Annotated in this window: 20 protein-coding genes and 1 riboswitch; of the genes, 8 read left to right on the top strand and 12 right to left on the bottom strand. The window is 71.9% G+C overall.

Annotated elements, in window-relative coordinates; all coding sequences use genetic code 11:
• Positions 1 to 48: 48 nt before the first annotated feature.
• Positions 49 to 1,686, top strand: coding sequence for a DNA repair helicase XPB (locus tag ACFVWU_RS10120; RefSeq protein WP_387617704.1), 1,638 nt, complete (start codon positions 49 to 51; stop codon positions 1,684 to 1,686).
• A 12-nt stretch (positions 1,687 to 1,698) separates the two neighbouring features.
• On the opposite strand, the gene ACFVWU_RS10115 is transcribed toward ACFVWU_RS10120, so the two are convergent.
• Entirely contained in the window at positions 1,699 to 1,860 is a 162-nt protein-coding gene (locus ACFVWU_RS10115) for a hypothetical protein (protein WP_380613236.1), read from the bottom strand.
• Between the two features lie 290 nt (positions 1,861 to 2,150).
• On the opposite strand from ACFVWU_RS10115, the gene ACFVWU_RS10110 reads away from it, so the two are divergent.
• Entirely contained in the window at positions 2,151 to 4,247 is a 2,097-nt protein-coding gene (locus tag ACFVWU_RS10110) for a HelD family protein (protein ID WP_387617702.1), read from the top strand.
• 86 nt (positions 4,248 to 4,333) lie between these two features.
• Here the strand turns inward: ACFVWU_RS10110 and ACFVWU_RS10105 are convergent, their stop codons facing one another.
• The 3 genes from ACFVWU_RS10105 to ACFVWU_RS10095 all read right to left on the bottom strand — a co-directional run bounded on the left by ACFVWU_RS10105 (position 4,334) and on the right by ACFVWU_RS10095 (position 6,379).
• Positions 4,334 to 5,020 (bottom strand): copper homeostasis protein CutC, encoded by a 687-nt coding sequence (locus tag ACFVWU_RS10105; RefSeq protein WP_387617700.1) that lies wholly within the window; start codon positions 5,018 to 5,020, stop codon positions 4,334 to 4,336.
• A gap of 76 nt (positions 5,021 to 5,096) precedes the next feature.
• Complete coding sequence (locus ACFVWU_RS10100) at positions 5,097 to 6,029, bottom strand: hypothetical protein (RefSeq protein ID WP_387617698.1); 933 nt, start codon at positions 6,027 to 6,029, stop codon at positions 5,097 to 5,099.
• On the bottom strand, positions 6,026 to 6,379 hold the full coding sequence (locus ACFVWU_RS10095; RefSeq protein ID WP_387617696.1) for a PadR family transcriptional regulator: 354 nt from the start codon (positions 6,377 to 6,379) through the stop codon (positions 6,026 to 6,028). The genes ACFVWU_RS10100 and ACFVWU_RS10095 overlap by 4 nt, the downstream gene beginning before the upstream one ends.
• 64 nt (positions 6,380 to 6,443) lie before the next feature.
• Here ACFVWU_RS10095 and ACFVWU_RS10090 point away from each other — a divergent pair, with 64 nt between their 5' ends.
• The gene (locus tag ACFVWU_RS10090) at positions 6,444 to 7,082 is read left to right on the top strand and encodes a hypothetical protein (RefSeq protein WP_387617694.1); all 639 of its coding nucleotides are present in this window, start codon (positions 6,444 to 6,446) and stop codon (positions 7,080 to 7,082) included.
• On the opposite strand, the gene ACFVWU_RS10085 is transcribed toward ACFVWU_RS10090, so the two are convergent.
• The 5 genes from ACFVWU_RS10085 to thrC form a co-directional block, all read right to left on the bottom strand.
• Positions 7,079 to 7,429 (bottom strand): hypothetical protein, encoded by a 351-nt coding sequence (locus ACFVWU_RS10085; RefSeq protein WP_387617692.1) that lies wholly within the window; start codon positions 7,427 to 7,429, stop codon positions 7,079 to 7,081. The two genes, ACFVWU_RS10090 and ACFVWU_RS10085, sit on opposite strands and share 4 nt — an antisense overlap.
• A 104-nt stretch (positions 7,430 to 7,533) precedes the next feature.
• Positions 7,534 to 9,156 carry a chaperonin GroEL gene (gene groL, locus ACFVWU_RS10080; RefSeq protein ID WP_045692318.1) on the bottom strand — a complete coding sequence of 541 codons (1,623 nt, stop codon included), beginning with the start codon at positions 9,154 to 9,156 and terminating at the stop codon, positions 7,534 to 7,536.
• A 348-nt stretch (positions 9,157 to 9,504) separates the two neighbouring features.
• On the bottom strand, positions 9,505 to 9,708 hold the full coding sequence (locus ACFVWU_RS10075) for a cold-shock protein (RefSeq protein ID WP_030289665.1): 204 nt from the start codon (positions 9,706 to 9,708) through the stop codon (positions 9,505 to 9,507).
• Between the two features lie 551 nt (positions 9,709 to 10,259).
• Entirely contained in the window at positions 10,260 to 10,538 is a 279-nt protein-coding gene (locus ACFVWU_RS10070; RefSeq protein ID WP_387617690.1) for a MoaD/ThiS family protein, read from the bottom strand.
• 28 nt (positions 10,539 to 10,566) lie between these two features.
• Positions 10,567 to 11,874 (bottom strand): threonine synthase, encoded by a 1,308-nt coding sequence (thrC, locus tag ACFVWU_RS10065; protein ID WP_387617688.1) that lies wholly within the window; start codon positions 11,872 to 11,874, stop codon positions 10,567 to 10,569.
• A gap of 17 nt (positions 11,875 to 11,891) precedes the next feature.
• Positions 11,892 to 12,024: riboswitch (SAM riboswitch) on the bottom strand.
• 144 nt (positions 12,025 to 12,168) lie between these two features.
• On the opposite strand from thrC, the gene ACFVWU_RS10060 reads away from it, so the two are divergent.
• Together ACFVWU_RS10060 and ACFVWU_RS10055 are read left to right on the top strand one after the other, a co-directional pair.
• Complete coding sequence (locus tag ACFVWU_RS10060; protein WP_387617686.1) at positions 12,169 to 13,197, top strand: glucosyl-3-phosphoglycerate synthase; 1,029 nt, start codon at positions 12,169 to 12,171, stop codon at positions 13,195 to 13,197.
• 38 nt (positions 13,198 to 13,235) lie between these two features.
• Positions 13,236 to 14,702, top strand: a complete 1,467-nt coding sequence (locus tag ACFVWU_RS10055) for a trehalose-6-phosphate synthase (protein WP_387617684.1) — start codon at positions 13,236 to 13,238, stop codon at positions 14,700 to 14,702.
• Here ACFVWU_RS10055 and otsB read toward each other — a convergent pair.
• On the bottom strand, positions 14,689 to 15,513 hold the full coding sequence (gene otsB, locus ACFVWU_RS10050; protein WP_387617867.1) for a trehalose-phosphatase: 825 nt from the start codon (positions 15,511 to 15,513) through the stop codon (positions 14,689 to 14,691). The two genes, ACFVWU_RS10055 and otsB, sit on opposite strands and share 14 nt — an antisense overlap.
• Positions 15,514 to 15,617: 104 nt before the next feature.
• Positions 15,618 to 15,845 carry a DUF3263 domain-containing protein gene (locus ACFVWU_RS10045; protein WP_387617682.1) on the bottom strand — a complete coding sequence of 76 codons (228 nt, stop codon included), beginning with the start codon at positions 15,843 to 15,845 and terminating at the stop codon, positions 15,618 to 15,620.
• A 101-nt stretch (positions 15,846 to 15,946) separates the two neighbouring features.
• On the opposite strand from ACFVWU_RS10045, the gene ACFVWU_RS10040 reads away from it, so the two are divergent.
• On the top strand, positions 15,947 to 16,294 hold the full coding sequence (locus ACFVWU_RS10040; protein WP_387617681.1) for a cupin domain-containing protein: 348 nt from the start codon (positions 15,947 to 15,949) through the stop codon (positions 16,292 to 16,294).
• 19 nt (positions 16,295 to 16,313) lie between these two features.
• Here the strand turns inward: ACFVWU_RS10040 and ACFVWU_RS10035 are convergent, their stop codons facing one another.
• Complete coding sequence (locus ACFVWU_RS10035) at positions 16,314 to 17,552, bottom strand: extracellular solute-binding protein (protein ID WP_387617680.1); 1,239 nt, start codon at positions 17,550 to 17,552, stop codon at positions 16,314 to 16,316.
• A gap of 338 nt (positions 17,553 to 17,890) precedes the next feature.
• Between ACFVWU_RS10035 and ACFVWU_RS10030 the strand changes: the two genes are divergently transcribed.
• A complete protein-coding gene (locus ACFVWU_RS10030) occupies positions 17,891 to 18,838 on the top strand; it encodes an ROK family protein (protein ID WP_387617679.1) in 948 nt (315 codons plus the stop codon).
• Positions 18,835 to 19,151: amidohydrolase family protein (locus ACFVWU_RS10025; RefSeq protein ID WP_387617677.1), on the top strand; the 317-nt coding region annotated here is incomplete at its 3' end. The genes ACFVWU_RS10030 and ACFVWU_RS10025, both read left to right, overlap by 4 nt.

The following is a 19,151-nucleotide window of genomic DNA, read 5'->3' as shown; positions in this document are numbered from 1 at the left end:
GAGGGTCTGCGTCAATCCAGCCTGTCAGCCAGTGGAGGGCTCCCCCGCGTGAACGACGGACCGCTCATCGTCCAGAGCGACAAAACTCTTCTCCTGGAGATCGACCACCCCAAGGCCGCCGACTGCCGCCGCGCCATCGCGCCGTTCGCCGAGTTGGAGCGGGCGCCCGAGCACGTGCACACCTACCGGGTGACCCCGCTCGGGCTGTGGAACGCGCGCGCGGCCGGGCACGACGCCGAGCAGGTGGTGGACGCCCTGGTGACGTACTCGCGCTACCCGGTGCCGCACGCGCTGCTCGTGGACGTGGCCGACACCATGGGCCGCTACGGCCGGCTCCAGCTGGTCAAGCACCCGACGCACGGGCTGGTGCTCACCACCACCGACCGGCCGGTGCTGGAGGAGGTGCTGCGCTCCAAGAAGATCGTGCCGCTGGTCGGCGCCCGGGTCGACCCGGACACCGTGGTGGTGCACCCCTCCGAGCGCGGGCAGATCAAGCAGGTACTGCTCAAACTCGGCTGGCCCGCCGAGGACTTCGCCGGGTACGTGGACGGCGAGGCGCATCCGATCGACCTGGACGAGGACGGCTGGCAGCTGCGCCCGTACCAGGCGCAGGCCGTCGAGGGCTTCTGGCACGGCGGCTCGGGCGTGGTGGTGCTGCCCTGCGGCGCCGGCAAGACGCTGGTCGGCGCGGCCGCGATGGCGCACGCCAAGTCGACGACGCTGATCCTGGTCACCAACACCGTCTCGGCCCGCCAGTGGAAGCACGAACTGGTCAAGCGCACCTCGCTCACCGAGGACGAGATCGGCGAGTACAGCGGGACGAGGAAGGAGATCCGCCCGGTCACCATCGCCACCTACCAGGTGATGACGACCAAGCGGAAGGGCGTCTACGCGCACCTGGAGCTGTTCGACGCCCGCAACTGGGGCCTGGTGGTCTACGACGAGGTGCACCTGCTGCCCGCGCCGGTGTTCAAGTTCACCGCCGACCTGCAGGCCCGCCGCCGACTCGGCCTGACCGCCACGCTGGTGCGCGAGGACGGCCGCGAGGGCGACGTGTTCAGCCTGATCGGCCCGAAGCGCTTCGACGCCCCGTGGAAGGAGATCGAGGCGCAGGGCTACATCGCGCCCGCCGACTGCTGCGAGGTACGGGTCACCCTGACCGACTCCGAGCGGCTCGCCTACGCCACCGCCGAGCCGGAGGAGCGCTACCGCTTCTGCGCCACCACGGCGACCAAGCGGCGGGTGGTGGAGGCGCTGGTCAAGAAGCACGAGAAGGACCAGACGCTGATCATCGGCCAGTACATCGACCAGCTGGACGAGCTCGGGGAGGTCCTGGACGCCCCCGTGATCAAGGGCGAGACCAGCAACGCCCAGCGCGAGAAGCTCTTCGACGCGTTCCGCAACAAGGAGATCGGCGTCCTGGTGGTGTCCAAGGTCGCGAACTTCTCGATCGACCTGCCCGAGGCCACCGTGGCCATCCAGGTCTCCGGGACCTTCGGCTCCCGCCAGGAGGAGGCCCAGCGCCTCGGCCGCGTCCTGCGCCCCAAGGCGGACGGGCATGCGGCGCACTTCTACTCGGTGGTCGCCCGGGACACCGTGGACCAGGACTTCGCCGCCCACCGGCAGCGCTTCCTGGCGGAGCAGGGGTACGCGTACCGCATCATCGACGCGGACGACGTGCTGTAACCGTAGGAACGTTCAGTAGCGGACACCGTCGCGCCCGAGGAAGATCACGCGCGCGGCGGTGTCCAGGGCGATGCCGACGTTGCGGACGACGGCGCTCAGCGGGTTGCGGTGGCGGCCCTGGACGGCGGTCGCGCCGGCCGGACCCGAACGGGAGGTGCTGTTCTGGGTGCTCATGTCTTCAACGGTAGGCACCCGACCGGCCCCCGGCATCACTCCAAAGGCCGTATCCACCGGGACGGCGGTCGTCCTCCGGGTGTACGGCACCCCCTGAGACCTGCAGGGCTGGAACCCTGAGACGGACGGGTCTAAGATCGTCCGCCTGCCCCCTCCCGAACCGTGGTACCTGGCGGTGTCCCGCAGGCAGCCGGGGGAGGTGCCGACCGCACGGCAACCGGTCGGCTGTACTCACCGTGAGCTCCATCGATCCGCTGCACCCGCGACCGGGGCAGCCGGGAAGGTTCGCTGTGCCCGCCACCCCCACCACCGACCCCCTCCAGCGCGAACGCGACCACCTCGCCGCGTCCCGGGCCGCGCTGCGAGCGATGCGCGAGGACGTCCAGTCGCTCGACCTGCGCGACGTGACCGGCACCTGGGTGTCCGCCGTCATCCTCCAGAACCAGATCGAGGCCAGGATCGCCGCCCTGGCCGACCTCGCCGACACCCCGCTGTTCTTCGGCCGCCTCGACTACCTGCACGCGATCAGCGAGGAGCTGAGCGAGGGCGGCACAAGAGGTGCCGCGCGAAGCGCGTCGAGCAAGGGTGGTGGTGGGCGACGGGTGGGAGAGAACTTCTACATCGGCCGCCGCCACGTCCACGACGCCGACGGCGACCCGATGGTGATCGACTGGCGCGCGCCGGTCTCCCAGCCGTTCTACCGGGCCAGCCGCACCGAGCCGATGGACGTCGAGCGCCGCCGCCGCTTCGGCTACACCGGCGGCGAGCTCACCGCCTACGAGGACGAGCACCTCACCGACCCGGCCGAGCTCGATACCGCCTCCGCGCTGCTCGCCGCCGAGATCGAGAAGCCCCGCGTCGGCCCGATGCGCGACATCGTCGCCACCATCCAGCCCGAGCAGGACGAGATCGTCCGCTCCGACGTCACGGGCACCATCTGCGTCCAGGGGGCGCCCGGCACCGGGAAGACCGCCGTCGGCCTGCACCGTGTCGCCTACCTGCTGTACGCGCACCGCGAGCGGCTGGCCCGGACCGGCACCCTGGTGATCGGCCCGAACACCGCCTTCCTCTCCTACATCGAGCAGGTGCTCCCGGCCCTCGGCGAGCTGGACGTCGCCCAGGCCACGGTGCAGCAGCTGGTCGCGCACGTCGAGGTGAAGGGCGAGGACGACCCGGAGGCGGCCCGGCTGAAGGGCGACGCCCGGATGGCCGAGGTGCTGCGCCGGGCGGTGCGGGCGGGCATCACGCTGCCCACCGAGCCCTGCGTGGTGGTCCGCGGCTCCCGCCGCTGGCGCGTTCCGGCGTACGAACTGGTCGAGATCATCGAGGAGTTGAAGGCCCGTGACGTCCGCTACGGCGCCGCCCGGGACGCCCTGCCGCAGCGCATCGCGCACGCCGTGCTGCTGAAGATGGAGCAGGGCGGCGAGGCCCCGGACGACCGGGTGCAGGACGCGGTGGCCCGCAACAGCGCGGTCAAGACCGTGGTCAAGGAGTGCTGGCCGGCCGTCGACCCGGCCAAGCTGGTGCTGCGGCTGCTCTCCGAACCGGAGTTCCTGGCCGAGTGCGCCGAGGGCGTGCTGACCCCCGAGGAGCAGCAGGCGGTGCTGTGGCCCAAGCCCGGCCGCTCGGTGAAGACCGCCCGCTGGACGCAGGCCGACGCCGTCCTGGTGGACGAGGCGACGGACCTGGTGCAGCGCACGCCCTCGCTCGGGCACGTGGTGCTGGACGAGGCCCAGGACCTCTCCCCGATGCAGTACCGCGCGGTCGGCCGCCGCTGCACCACCGGCTCGGCGACCGTCCTCGGCGACCTCGCCCAGGGCACCACCCCGTGGGCGACGGCGAGTTGGCCGGACGCCCTGCACCACCTGGGCAAGCCGGAGGCGCACGTCGAGGAGCTGACCAAGGGCTTCCGGGTGCCGGAGGAGGTCATCGCGTACGCCTCCCGGCTGCTCCCGGCGATCGCCCCGGGCCTGGCCCCGGCGACCTCGGTCCGCGACACCCCCGGCTCGCTGACGATCCGTCGGATCACCGAGTGGGAAGAGGCGGTCCTGGAAGCCTGCCGGGAGGCGCTGGCGCACGAGGGCTCGACCGGTCTGATCGCGGCCGACGCCCGGATCCCGCTGCTCGCCGCGGCGTTGACCGCGGCCGGGCTGCCGCACCTCACCCCCGGCACCGAGACCAGCGCCGATTCCCGGCTGACCCTGGTCCCGGCCTCGCTGGCCAAGGGCCTGGAGTACGACTACGTGGTGCTGGACGAGCCGGCCGCGGTGATCGCCGGCGAGCCGGACGAGCGGACCGGCCTGCGCCGGCTGTACGTGGCGCTGACCCGCGCGGTCTCCGGTCTGACGGTCCTGCACGCCGAGCCGCTGCCGGAGCAGCTGCGCTGACGACGCGGAAGGGGCCGGGTCTCGAACGCCCCGGCCCCCTCCCCGCACGACGGGCACGGCTCGCCCGACTGTCGGCGCTTCCACGCTCAGCCGTCGATCAGTGCCCGCCACTCGGCGACCTTGGCCGCGTCCACCGGCGTCTCCCACCCGTCGACGCGCACCGCGCCGCCGACGTGGAAGGCGTCGAAGCCCTCCGCCCGCAGCTCCTTGAGGTGCTCGGCCCGCAGGCCGCCGCCGATCAGGATCCGCTGGCCGTACCCGGGCTGGCCCGCGCGGGCCAGCTCGGCCGCCAGCGCCTCGCGCCCGGCGTCGACCCCGGCGGCCGCGCCGGAGGTGAGGAAGGTGTCCAGCCCGGGCAGGGAGCCGACGGCGGCGCGCAGGGCGGCCCGGTCGGCGCTGTGGTCGATCGCCCGGTGGAAGGTCCAGCGGCAACCGGCGATCGCCTCCGCGACGGCCGTGGTGGCGGCCAGGTCGACGGCGCCGTCGACGCCGAGGAAGCCGAGGACGAACTCCTCGGCCCCCTCGGCCCGCAGGGCGGCGGCCCGCTCGCACAGCTCGTCCAGGTCGCCGGGGGCGAAGCCGTCCCGGATCCGCAGCATGACGCGCAGCGGGATGCCGACGGCGGCCCGGATCCGGGCGAAGTCCTCGACGGACGGGGTGAGTCCGTCGGCGGCCATGTCGGTGACCAGTTCGAGCCGGTCGGCACCGCCCGACTCGGCGGCCTGGGCGTCCTGGGGCGTCAGCGCGATGACTTCGAAAATTGGTCTAGACATATTCGACAGCCTGCCACATCCGATCACCCCCGGCGAGACCGCACCCCCTTTCCGGCCCCCTTTCCGGGCGCGGGCCTCAGGCCAGCTGCCGCCCACCCGGCCCGGCCGGGCCCTTGCGGCGGCCCACCAGCACCAGCGCGACCATCGCCGCGACCGTCACCGCGGCCATCGGCAGCAGCCGCCACGTCCCACCGACCTGCTGCCAGATCGCGTTGAGGTTGACGCTCAGTGTCCACGGCAGCGCGGCGAGCCCCGGAACGGCCACCACGTACCACCCGCGCAGCGCGGTCAGCGCCATCAGCAGCGGAACGCAGACCATCGCGGCCCGCCACGGCAGGTCCAGGTGGTGCCAGCTGCGGTAGAAGGAGGTCGAGAGCACCAGGAAGGGGCTCGACAGCGCCGCCGCCACCACCATGCCCCGCTCCCGCCAGGTCGGCGACGGCAGCGCGTCGCGCGGCGCGGCCAGCAGCACCAGGGCCCAGAGCAGGAACGGCCCGTCCCACTGGAAGTCGTAGAGGAGTTCCCAGAGCCCACCGCCGATCGACGCCCTCAGCTGCAGCAGCAGGTCCGCCACCACCGCGAGGGCCGTCGCCCCGGCGAGCAGCCGGGCCGCCGTCCACCGCCCGAGCAGCACCGCGCCGGCCGAGAGCACCGCCGACCCGTTCAACACCCAGAAGGCCAGCAGGCTCAGCAGCACCCGCGTGGAATTCGGAGCCTGGTACCCACCCTCGTCCGCGTACATCATCACCGCCGCGATCCCCGCCACCGCCCCGGCCGCGAGCGGCGCGGTCAGCGCCGCCAGCCGCCCGCCCGGCGAGGTCGAGGTCAGCCCGGTCCGCATCCGCAGCCCGTACGCACCCAGGTCGAAGAGCTCCCGGACCTTGGCGAACCTGCCCGCCTCCGCCGTGGTGTCGGCGAAGACGACGGCTAGCTCGTCGCCGCGCTCGCGGCGGTAGCGGCCCGGGTAGAGCGCCAGCGCGGTCCGTACGGCAACAGTCGATTCATTCATGCGAAGGCCCCCCTGACCCTCGGACGGACAACGGCGACGGAGAGTCGGCGCTCGGCCTCGGTGGCCACGGCCCGCAGCCGCTCGGCCTCGGTGGCCAGCGCGCCCCGACCGGCGTCGGTCAGCGCGTAGGTGCGCCGGGCGCGGCCGTCCACGACCTCCTCGGCGGCGACCTCGATCAGGCCCTGGCCCAGCAGCCGGTCGAGCGCGCCGTAGAGCGTGCCGGTGCGCATCGTGACCCGGCCGTCCGAGATCGCGGCGATTTCCTGGATGAGCGCGTAGCCGTGCCTCGGGGCGTCGGCCAGCGCGGTGAGCAGAAGCAGCGTCGGCTCCTGCATGGAGCGTTCTGTCATGCGTCTATATATATCGCTGACCGGCATATACCGTCCACCCGAACCAGCCGACAGAATGAGCCGCATGCCCACCGCGACCGAGGACCTGCTCCCCGCCTGGACCGCCCTGCTGCACCACTGCGGCGCCGGCGACGACCCCGAACCGTACGGACGGGAGCTGCTGCGCCGCTGGTCGGAGCCGCAGCGCCGCTACCACACCCCCGAGCACCTGCGCGCGGTCCTACGGCACGTCGACGAGCTCGCCGGGCACGCCGCCGACCCGGACGCCGTCCGGCTCGCCGCCTGGTTCCACGACGCCGTCTACCGGCCCGACCGCACCGAGAACGAGGAGCGCAGCGCCGCCCTGGCCGTCCGCGCGCTGACCGCCGCCGGCCTGCCCGCCGGGCGGGTCGCCGAGGTCGAACGGCTCGTCCTGCTCACCGTCACCCACGACCCCTCCCCGGGCGACCGCGACGGCGAGGTGCTCTGCGACGCGGACCTCGCCGTCCTCGGCGGCTCCCCCGAGGCGTACGCGGCGTACGCGGCCGCCGTCCGGGCGGAGTACGACTTCGTCCCGGAGCCGGACTTCCGCGCGGGCCGGGCCGCCGTGCTGCGCCAACTCCTCGCGCTCCCGGCGCTCTACCGCACCCCCGTCGCCCGCGAGCGCTTCACCGCGGCCGCCCGCACCAACCTGACGGCCGAGCTCAAGCGGCTGGAGAACTAGACCAGTTCCCCCACCGGCGCCACCACCGAGCCGTGCTTGCCGCACACCCAGTGCGGCTCCGGCCCCAACTCCGGCTCCACGCTCAGCGCGTGCGGGTCCCCGTCGGCCGCGCAGGCGGTGCACAGCGGCCACCGCCCGTACGCCTCCAGTAGCGCGTCCTGGACGTCCTGGGCGACCAGCCCGAGCACGTACTCGGTGCCGTCCGGCCACTGCTCCAGCCACCAGCGGCGGTGCGTGACGGCCTGCTCCACCAGCGAGACGACGGCGGCGTCCGCCACGTCGCGCGCGGTGAGGTCGGCCAGGATCAGTGCCCGCGCGTTGTGCAGGGCGGTCTCGATGTCAGCCATCCGTCCATTCTCCGTCGATGCGCGAAAACGCCGCGTGGGCGGCCCCCCGAAGGGAGCCGCCCACGCGGACGAGGAATCAACCGATCCGATCGAAGCGATCAGGATCAGAAGTCCATGTCACCGCCCGGCATGCCGCCGCCGGCGGCCGCGGCGGCCTTCTCCGGCTTGTCGGCGATGACGGCCTCGGTGGTGAGGAACAGCGCCGCGATGGAGGCGGCGTTCTGCAGCGCGGAGCGGGTGACCTTGGCCGGGTCGATGATGCCCGCGGCGACCAGGTCGACGTACTCGTTGGTGGCGGCGTTCAGGCCGTGACCGGCGGGGAGGTTGCGCACCTTCTCCACCACGACGCCACCCTCCAGGCCGGCGTTGGTCGCGATCTGCTTGATCGGGGCCTCCAGCGCGACCTTGACGATGTTGGCACCGGTGGCCTCGTCGCCGTCCAGCTCCAGCTTGTCGAAGGCGACACCGGCCTGCAGCAGGGCGACGCCACCACCGGCGACGATGCCCTCCTCGACGGCGGCCTTGGCGTTGCGGACGGCGTCCTCGATGCGGTGCTTGCGCTCCTTGAGCTCCACCTCGGTGGCCGCGCCGGCCTTGATGACGGCCACGCCGCCGGCCAGCTTGGCGAGGCGCTCCTGGAGCTTCTCGCGGTCGTAGTCCGAGTCGCTGTTCTCGATCTCGGCACGGATCTGGTTCACGCGACCGGCGACCTGCTCGCTGTCGCCGCCACCGTCGACGATGGTGGTCTCGTCCTTGGTGATGACCACCTTGCGGGCGGTGCCCAGCAGGTCGATGCCGGCGTTCTCCAGCTTGAGGCCGACCTCCTCGGAGATCACGGTGCCGCCGGTGAGGATGGCGATGTCGCCGAGCATGGCCTTGCGGCGGTCGCCGAAGCCCGGGGCCTTGACGGCGACGGACTTGAAGGTGCCGCGGATCTTGTTCACGACCAGGGTCGACAGGGCCTCGCCCTCGACGTCCTCGGCGATGATGACGAGCGGCTTGCCGCTCTGCATGACCTTCTCCAGCAGCGGGAGCAGGTCCTTGACCGAGCCGATCTTGGAGTTGGCGATGAGGATGTACGGGTCCTCGAAGGTCGCCTCCATGCGCTCCAGGTCGGTGGCGAAGTAGGCGGAGATGTAGCCCTTGTCGAAGCGCATGCCCTCGGTGAGCTCGAGCTCCAGACCGAAGGTGTTGCTCTCCTCGACGGTGATGACGCCTTCCTTGCCGACCTTGTCCATGGCCTCGGCGATGAGCTCGCCGATCTGGGTGTCAGCGGCGGAGATGGAGGCGGTGGAGGCGATCTGCTCCTTGGTCTCCACGTCCTTGGCCTGGGCCAGCAGCTGGTCCGAGACGGCGGCGACGGCCTTCTCGATGCCGCGCTTCAGGGCCATCGGGTTGGCGCCGGCGGCGACATTGCGCAGACCCTCGCGAACCAGGGCCTGGGCCAGCACGGTGGCGGTGGTGGTGCCGTCACCCGCGACGTCGTCCGTCTTCTTGGCGACCTCCTTGACGAGCTCCGCACCGATCTTCTCGTACGGGTCCTCGAGCTCGATCTCCTTGGCGATGGAGACACCGTCGTTGGTGATCGTGGGGGCGCCCCACTTCTTCTCCAGCACGACGTTGCGACCCTTGGGGCCGAGCGTGACCTTCACTGCGTCGGCGAGCTGGTTCATGCCACGCTCAAGGCCGCGGCGAGCTTCCTCATCAAAGGCGATGATCTTGGCCATCTGAAGTGGTCCTCCGGGACACGGTCGACTGCTCGGACCAAGGGGTGCCCGCGACGGACGGCCCTGGTGTGCGGGGGTCCATTCCCCTACCGCTCCCGGGGGCCTCACCGACCCGGTCCGCTGTCACTCTCACGCTGTGAGTGCTAACGCCAATGATTAGCACTCCGGGTGGTCGAGTGCAAGCCCAATCGGCAACCCGCGAGCCGCCGTCGAGCCCCGTCCGCGAGCGCGGACGAGGACGCGAACGGGAACGCGAACGGGCCCGCACGACGCGTGTCGTGCGGGCCCGTCGAGAAGCAGGAGGTCCACCAGCGGTGGGCCGCGCCGAGCTCCTGGAGTCGGAAGGGGTCAGACCGCCGCGCGAACCATGTCCGCCTGCGGGCCCTTCTGTCCCTGAGAGATCTCGAACTCGACCCGCTGGCCCTCCTCGAGGGTGCGGTAGCCGTCCATCTGGATCGCGCTGTAGTGGACGAACACGTCCGCACCACCGTCGACCGCGATGAAGCCGTAGCCCTTCTCCGCGTTGAACCACTTGACGGTGCCCTGAGCCATTCCGAACTCCCCTAGTGCTGTGCTGGCCCTTCACGTGCCCGCAGGTCGCGGGCCCGGGTCTGGTTGAAGGCCGGCCCGGGGAACCCCCCCTGAGCGCAGCCGTGCACGCCGCAATCCTCCGCACAGAAAGCCGAACGGCTTCCGATGGGCGGTCGATTGCGCCGACCGCCGCTGAATGTATCCGGATCGACGCCCTCTGCAACAGGGCCAGCCGCCAGGAATTCCATAGCCCCGTCAAGAGACAAGGCCGAACAAATCGGGGTGAAATCGGCATTTCCTGCCGGACATAGCGGACGAATTACCCAAAACCCCGCAGGAATTCTGACATCCGCCTGACATGTTTCACGGCCCGGGACGCGAGTCGGTCTCAGCGTCCGGACGACCTCCGGCCAAGCACTGCGCGAGTCGGAAGGGAAGCCCCGTTCCCAGCAGAGCCACACTCTACTCCGACTTGACCCGGAAATATTCCCGCCGAAATGCCAGCGGCCGCCCGCACATACGGAGAGTCGAATTCCGTACGTACGGGCGGCCGGGAAGCGGGACGCGACGGCTCAGCAGCCGCCGGCCACCGCCGGGATGATCGAGACGTTCGCGCCGTCCTTGATCTCGGTCGCCAGGCCCTCGGCGAACCGCACGTCGTCGTCGTTCACGTACACGTTGACGAAGCGGCGCAGCTTCCCGGTGTCGTCCAGGATCCGGGCGGAGATGCCCGCGTGGTTCTGCTCCAGGTCGGCGATGACCTCGGCCAGGCTGGCCCCCTCGGCGGTCACCTCGGCCGCGCCGCCGGTGTAGGTGCGCAGGATGGTGGGGATGCGGACTTTGGCGCTCATGGCTCTCCTAGCGGGGGTGGGGGGTGGTTCAGGCGGACGCGAGACCGGCGGAGCGGAAGGACTCCAGCGTCGGGCGGATGACGGCGGTCATCCCGGCGTCGGAGACGGCGTCCAGCGTCTTCAGGCCGTCGCCGGTGTTGATCGCGACGGTCTCCTTGGCCGGGTCCAGCTGACCGGTCTCGACCAGCTTCTTCAGCACGCCGACGGTCACCCCGCCCGCGGTCTCCGCGAAGATCCCCTCGGTCCGGGCCAGCAGCCGGATCGCCGCCACGACCTCTTCGTCCGTGACGTCCTCGACCGCCCCGCCGGTCCGACGGGCGATGTCCAGCACGTACGGACCGTCCGCCGGGTTGCCGATCGCCAGCGACTTGGCGATGGTGTCCGGCTTGACCGGCTTGATCACGTCCCGGCCCGCCTTGAACGCGGCCGACACCGGCGAGCAGCCCTCGGCCTGGGCGCCGAAGATCCGGTACGGCCGGTCCTCCACCAGGCCGAGCTTGATCAGCTCCTGCAACCCCTTGTCGATCTTCGTCAGCTGCGAGCCCGAGGCGATCGGGATGACGATCTGCTCCGGCAGCCGCCAGCCGAGCTGCTCGCAGATCTCGTAGGCCAGCGTCTTGGAGCCCTCGCCGTAGTACGGACGCAGGTTGACGTTCACGAAACCCCAGCCCTCGCCGGCCGGGTCCCCGATCAGCTCCGAGCAGAAGCGGTTCACGTCGTCGTAGTTGCCCTCGATGCCCACCAGCTCGCCGCCGTACACCCCGGCCATCACGACCTTGCCCTGCTCCAGGTCGTGCGGGATGAAGACACAGGACCGGAACCCGGCCCGGGCCGCCGCCGCGCCCACCGCGCCGGCCAGGTTGCCGGTCGAGGAGCAGGACAGCGTGGTGTACCCGAACGCGCGCGCCGCCTCGATGGCGCAGGCCACCACCCGGTCCTTGAAGGAGTGCGTCGGGTTCCCGGAGTCGTCCTTCACGTGCAGCGGAGCGGTGAACCCGAGCTCCCGGCCCAGGTTGTCCGCCTTCACCAGCGGGGTCCACCCCGGGTTCAGGTTCGGCTTGGACGCCACGTCTGCGGGCACCGGCAGCAGCGGCGCGTAACGCCAGATGGAGGCCGGACCGGCCTCGATCCGCTTGCGCAGCTCCTCGGCCCGCTCGCTCCCGAACTCGTACGCGATCTCCAGCGGCCCGAAGCACTCCAGGCAGGCGAAGCTGGGGCCGAGCGGGAAGCGGGTGCCGCACTCCCGACAGGACAGGGCGGCGGCGGGGCCGAGGTCGACCGGTGGGGGTCCCCCCGGCCGAAGGCTGGGGGAGGGTGCGGCAGTGTCGATAGCCATGATGGCGGAGGCCTCTCTCCTCATCTTCCCCGTGGCGCGGTCGCGCCACGGGCCGGAATTGGCACCTGTCCCGCCGGGGCCTGTGGACAGCCGAGCGAGAAGGTTGCCGGGACGTCAACGGGCCGTTCCCTCAGTCCCTCTGGATGAGCTTGTGAAGTTGTGGTTCAGCGGCGACCCCGGCGTGCGAAGGTCCGACCGCTGTACGAAGACTGTATCCGAAGGCGTCCACCCTGAAAGGGACCGTCCGCCACGCGAGATGGCCCGTTCCACCCGACCTCGCCGAGGAGATTCACCGTGCCCGCCGAACCGACCCCCGCACTCCTCCCGCAGGCGGCGTCCTGGCTGCACCGCCGCTCGTGGAGCGCGGCCGACCGGCCGGTTCACACCCTGCTGGAGGCCAAGCGGCGCACCCGGCAGACCGTCAGCGTCGTCCTCCCCGCACTCGACGAGGAGGCCACCGTCGGCGACATCGTCCGCACCATCCGGCGCGAACTGATGGACCGGCTTCCTCTGGTCGACGAACTGGTCGTACTCGACTCCGGCTCCACCGACGCCACCGCCACCGTCGCCGCCGAGGCCGGCGCCCGGGTGGAACAACGGGACGCCATCCTGCCCCGGCTGCCCGCCGTCCCCGGCAAGGGCGAGGTGCTCTGGCGCTCGTTGCTGGTCACCCGCGGCGACATCGTCTGCTTCGTCGACGCCGACCTGCGCGAGTTCGACCCCGCCTTCGTCTCCGGCATCCTCGGCCCCCTGCTCACCGAACCCGACATCCAGCTGGTCAAGGCCATGTACGACCGCCCCCTCGAAGTGACGATGAGCGGCTCCGCCGCGGGGGAGTCCGCCGCGATCCTCCCCGCCGGCGGCGGCCGGGTCACCGAACTCGTCGCCCGCCCCCTGCTCAACCTCCACTGGCCGGAACTCGCCGGTTTCGTCCAGCCCCTCGGCGGCGAGTACGCGGCCCGCCGCTCACTGCTCGAACGGCTGCCCTTCCCCACCGGCTACGGTGTCGAACTCGGCCTCCTGGTCGACGCGTTGGAGCTGGTCGGCCTGGACGCCCTGGCCCAGGTCGACGTCGGCGTCCGACACCACCGACACCAGGACGGCCAGGCCCTCGGCCGGATGGCCGCCACCATCTACCGCACCGCGCTGGAACGCCTCGACCGCACCCACCGCCTCAAGGCCTCCGCCGACCTGGTCCACCCCCACCTCACCCAGTTCACCCGCGACCCGGAAACCCGCGCCTTCACCGCCCACAGCCACCCCGTGACCGCCCTGGAACGCCCCCCGATGCACACCGTGCCCGAATACGCGACCCGCCACTGAAACGTTTGCCGACCCAAGCCCCCGGCAAGATGCCAACCATGGGCGATCTCACGACCGAACGTTCGAGCGCGACCGGCACCGCCCCCGTCCTGGTGGCCTCCAACCGGGGACCGGTGTCGTTCAGCGCCGCCGACGACGGCACGCTGACCCTGCGCCGCGGCGGCGGAGGCCTCGTCTCCGGCCTCTCCGCGATCGACGACCCGAACGCCGTCTGGGTGTGCGCCGCCCTCGGCGACGCCGACCGCCGAGCCGCGGGAGAAGCCCCCGACGGCCGCCTCGACCTGGCCGGCCACGACGTCGGCGGCCAGGCCGTACGGATGCTGGACATAGACCCGGAGACCTTCGCCCACGCCTACAACGGCGTCGCCAACTCCACCCTCTGGTTCGTCCACCACCTGCTCTACGCGACCCCCACCGCGCCCTCCTTCGACGCGGGCTTCCGCACCGAATGGGCCGCCTACCAGGCCTACAACGCGGCCTTCGCCGAGGCCCTGGCCGCCGAAGCCGCACCGAACGCCGCGGTCCTGGTCCAGGACTACCACCTCTCCCTGGCCCCGGCCCTGCTCCGCGCGGCCCGCCCCGACCTGCGGATCGGCCACTTCTCCCACACCCCCTGGGCCCCGCCCGAGTACTACCGGATGCTCCCCGACGACGTCGCCCGCGCCGTCCTCACCGGCATCCTCGGCGCCGACCGGGCCGGCTTCCTCACCGAACGCTGGGCCCGCGCCTTCGCCGCCTGCTGCGAGGACCAACTCGGCGCCACCGTCGACCACGACGCGATGACCGTCACCCACAACGGCCGCACCACCCACCTCGGCGTCCACGCCCTGGGCGCCGACGCCGACTTCCTCCGCGAACGCGCCCACCGCCCCGACGTGGACGAGCGCCTCGCCGCCCTCCGCACCTCCGTCGGCGACCGCCGCACCATCGTCCGGGTCGACCGCACCGAGCTGAGCAAGAACATCGTCCGCGGCCTCCAGGCCTACCGGCACCTGCTCCGCACCCACCCCGAGTGGCACGACCGGGTCGTGCACATCGCCTTCGCCTACCCCTCCCGCACCGACCTGGCCGAATACCGCGACTACACGGCGTCGGTGCGGCACCTCGCCGACGCCATCAACACCGAATTCGCCACCCCCACCTGGCAACCCCTGATCCTGCACGTCAACGACGACTTCCCGCGCTCCCTCGCCGCCTACCGCCTGGCCGACGTCGCCCTCGTCAACCCCATCCGGGACGGCATGAACCTGGTCGCCAAGGAAGTACCGGTCGTCTCCGACAACGGCTGCGCCCTCGTCCTCTCCCGCGAGGCCGGCGCCCACAGCGAACTCAAGGACGACGCCCTCACCGTCAACCCCTACGACGTCATCGCCACCGCCGAGGCCCTGCACACCGGCCTCACCATGAGCCCGGGGGAGCGCGCCGACCGCACCAAGCGCCTCGCCGCCGCGGCCACCGCGCTCCCCCCGCAGCAGTGGTTCCTCGACCAGCTCAACGCCCTCTGACCGCCTCCCCCAAAGCACCCAACAGCTCCACCACACCCTCGGGCCCGTCGACCACCACATCCGCCCGGTCGGCGAGTTCGCGCACGGGCGCGTCCCCCACCGCGCCGGCGCACACCAGCAGCCCCGCCACACCCTGCCCACGCAGCTCCTCCACCGCCGCGAAGGCCGCCACGTCCCCCAGGTCGTCCCCCGCGAAGAGCACCGACCGCGCCCCCCGCTCCCGCAGGAACCCGGTCAGCGCCGCCCCCTTGTCCACCCCCGGCGGCCGCAGCTCCAACACCAGCCGACCGGGCTCCACCACCAGCCCGTACTCGGCGGCCAACTCCCCCACCGGCGCCCGCAACAACTCCAACGTCTCCTCCGGCGCCCCCGTCCGCCGGGTGTGCACCGCCACCGAGCGCCCCTTGTCCTCCACCCACGTCCCCTCGGGCGCCCCCACCCGCTCCAACAACTCCGGCAACGCCGCCCGCACCCCCGCGACCCCCGGATGCACCTCGGGCGCGGTCACCACGCCGCCCTCCCACCGCTCGGCCCCGTAGTGCCCCAGCACCACCAGCCCCGGCACCCCGTCGAACCCCCCGTACTCGGCCGCCAGCCCGGCCGGCCGCCCCGTCACCACCACCACGGCCCCCACCACGGCCCCCAACCCCCGCAGCGCCCCCACCACCCCCGGATGCGCCCGGGCCAGCGCCGGATCCGCCACGATCGGCGCCAAGGTCCCATCGAAGTCCAGGGCGACCACCGCATCCCCCGGCGCCGCCAGAATCGCCCGCAACCCGTCCCGCCCGGCATCAGTGACCGGCACGACCATCTCTTCAAGGCCCATACATCAGCCCATACCCCCACCCCCGCACCAACCCACCTACAGCACCCCCCACCCACCCTCCCGAAAGCCCCCCACCAACAGACGCCCCCTCAACGAGCCCCCCGCCGTGCCTCCCGAACCCGCCGCAAGCGATTCACCAGCACCGGCGCGGCCGCCAACGCCTCCTCCCGGTCCAACAGCCCGTTCAGCAGCTGGTAGTACCGCGTGGAGGAGAGCCCCAACTCCTCCCGGATCGCCCGCTCCTTGGCCCCCGCCGTCCGCCACTGCCGCCCCTCCAGCGCCAGCACCGCCCGGTCCCGCTCACTCAGCTCGCCCACCGAGGACACCTCCGCCCATCACTACGGAGTGTCATTCTCCCGCCGAACCCTGACACACTCTGCGGGACGACCACGCCCCACCGCACGGCTACCGTCGACCCATGATCAGCTTCGCCGTGCACATCCCCGCCGCCGAGCTCGCCCCCGAGCCCCTCGACCCGTCCCAGATCGTCTCCGGAACCCCCGAGGTCACCGGAAAGGTCCTCGCCGAGTCCCCCGACGGCCGCCAGCTGCGCGGCATCTGGCAGATCACCCCGGGCGTGGTCACCGACGTCGAGGCCGACGAGATGTTCGTGGTGCTCAGCGGCCGGGCCACCATCGAGATCGAGGGCGGCCCGACCCTGCGGGTCGGCCCCGGCGACTGCGCCGTCCTGCGCGAGGGCGACCGCACCACCTGGACCGTCCACGAGACCCTCCGCAAGGCCTACGCGATCACGCTCCCCGGCTGAGACCGGGAAGCCCCGGGTCCTACTGCTTGCGGACCCGGGCCGCCTCCTTCACCGCCGCGTCCTGCAGCCCGCCGAGCACCTGCTTCGGGTCCCCCGTGGCCGCCTGCCCGATCCCGGCCTTGATCCGGTTGCTGACCTCACCCCAGGCCGGGTCCCCGAACGGGTAGAAGCTCGCGTTGGTCAGCCCGACCGCGAACTGCTTGAGGTCCTCGTGCTTGGGATCGGACGACATCCGGTTGAACGCGTCCTGGGTCACCGGCAGCAGGTTGTACTGCTCGTCGAACTTCAGCTGGTAGTCGCGCGAGTAGACGAAGGACAGGAACTTCTTGATCTCGTTCTTGTGCCCGTTGGCCTTGAACGCCATCATCCAGTCCGCGACCCCGAGGCTCCCGGTCTTCCCCACCCCGTCCTTCTTCGGGATCGGCGCCGTCCCGAAGTCGATCTTCCCTGCGGACGCCATCCGCAGCAGCGTCGGATGCCCGTTCAACATCGCGACCTTGCCCGACGCGAAGTCCTGGAACACCGGCGTGCGGTTCATCTTGCCCGGGTCGGCGTAGGTCAGCCCGGTGCTCACCAGGTTGTTCTTCAGCCAGCTGAAGGTGGCCTGGTTCTGGTCGCTGTCGATGGTGTAGTTGCCGACGTCGTCCGAGATGCTCCCGCCGCCGCTCAGCGTCCACAGCATCGACTCGGCCGGCGCCTCCTCCGGCCCCAGCGGAAGCCCGTACGGGGTCACCCCCGGCACCTTGGCCTTGATCTTCTCGGCCGCGGCCCGCAGCTCGTTCCAGGTGGTCGGCGGCTGCGTGACGCCGGCCTGCCTGAAGATCGCCTTGTTGTAGAAGAGCACCCGCGACGACGACACGAACGGGATCCCGTACTGGGTCCCCAGTACCTGCCCGGCGTGCGCGAAGTTGTCCATGAACTTCGCCTGGGTGTCCATCGAGAGCACGTCCGCCGCCGGGTACAGCCGGTCCGCCGCGACCTGGTCGGCGAACCCGCCGGTCTGCAGCAGGTCGGGCGACTTCCCGGCCGCGATCATGTCGTCGACCTTCTTGCCGATGTCGGTCCAGCTGTCGACCTCGACCTGGACCTTGATGCCCGGGTTGGCGGCCTCGAAGGCCTTGGAGACGTCGTCCCAGTAGTGCTTGGAGCTGGTCTCGGCGCTCTCCCCGTAGTCCGCGGCGACCAGCTTGAGCGTGACCGGCCCGGCGCCCTGCCCGCTGCACGCGCTGACCGCGGTGAGCACCAGCGCTCCGGCCATCGCACTACCGAACACACGGGTGGAAACGTGGGCGCGCCTGTTCAACGCGGGTACCGCCTTCAGGGGATGAACTGTGAGGGAATCCGGCAGGGGGGACGCGCAAGACTGCCAAACCCGCTGTCCACTGGTCCACACCACTCGGCCCCACCCGCCGAGTAGTTACCGAAGTGCCCGGCTTCATTGCACGATGCGCAACAGCCGGCCGACACACCGCCCGCACCGACGGCCGGGGCCCGGCGGACGCCCCCGCACCCGAGACAAAGCTCACCCAGTATGGACCAGACCAATCCAGGAACTGGACTAGACCTCTTCGGCCCGACCAAGGGAAACTGTCCTCCGTGAAGCACGTCATCGCACTCGATGTAGGCGGCACCGGCATGAAGGCCGCGCTGCTCGCCCAGGACGGCTCCGTGCTGTTCGAGGCACGCCGACCGACCGGGCGGGAGCACGGCCCCGACGCCGTCGTCGCCGCCATCCTCGACTTCGCCGCCGATCTGGCGAACGAGGGCCGCAGTCGCTTCGGCGTCGCCCCGCTCGCGGCCGGCGTGGCCGTCCCCGGCACGATCGACGAGAAGAACGGGATCGCGGTCTTCTCCGCGAACCTCGGCTGGCGCGACCTCCCGCTGCGCACACTGCTCGGCGAGCGCCTGGCCGCCCCCGGCGGCCCCGCGATGCCGGTGGCCCTCGGCCACGACGTGCGCTCGGGCGGCCTGGCCGAGGGCCGGCTCGGTGCCGGCCGGGGCGTGGACCGCTTCCTGTTCATCGCCCTGGGCACCGGCATCGCCGGCGCCATCGGCATCAGCGGCCGGATCGAGGCCGGCGCCCACGGCTACGGCGGCGAGATCGGCCACGTCGTGGTCCGCCCGGGCGGACCGCAGTGCGGCTGCGGCGCCCGCGGCTGCCTGGAGACGCTGGCCTCCGCCTCCGCCGTCTCCCGCGCCTGGGCCGAGGCCAGCGGCGACCCCGACGCCGACGCGGCATCCTGCGCCGCCGCGGTGGACGCCGGGGACGACCGCGCGCTCGCCGTCTGGCAGCGGGCCGTCGACGCCCTGGCCGACGGCATCGTGCTCGCCCAGAGCCTGCTCGACCCGTCGACGGTGATCGTCGGCGGCGGACTGGCCGAGGCCGGCGACACGCTCCTCACTCCGCTGCGCGCGGCGGTCACCGAGCGCCTGACCTTCCAGATGCCCCCGGAGGTCGTACCCGCCATGCTCAAAGACACCGCCGCGTCCCTGGGCGCGGGCCTGCTCGCCTGGGACCTGCTCTCGATGGAGGTGACCGCGTGACCACCGCGGACCGTGACCGTACTTCCCTGGCGAATGCCCGACTCGTCCTGCCCGGCGGCGTCGTCGAGGGCGACCGGATCGCCGTCCAGGGCGAGCGCATCGCCGGCTTCGGCGGTGCGACCGAGCCCGGCGACCTGGACCTGACCGGCCACACCGTCGTCCCGGGCTTCGTCGACCTGCACGTCCACGGCGGCGGCGGTGCCTCCTACGCCTCCGGCATCGCCGAGGAGGCCCTGCTCGCCGCCCGCACCCACCTCGACCACGGCACCACCACCACCGTCGCCTCCACCGTCACCGGCGAGATCGACGACCT

This window comes from Kitasatospora sp. NPDC058190 (assembly GCF_042883685.1).
Lineage (GTDB): Bacteria > Actinomycetota > Actinomycetes > Streptomycetales > Streptomycetaceae > Kitasatospora.
This window is presented reverse-complemented; position numbering and strand designations above follow the sequence as displayed.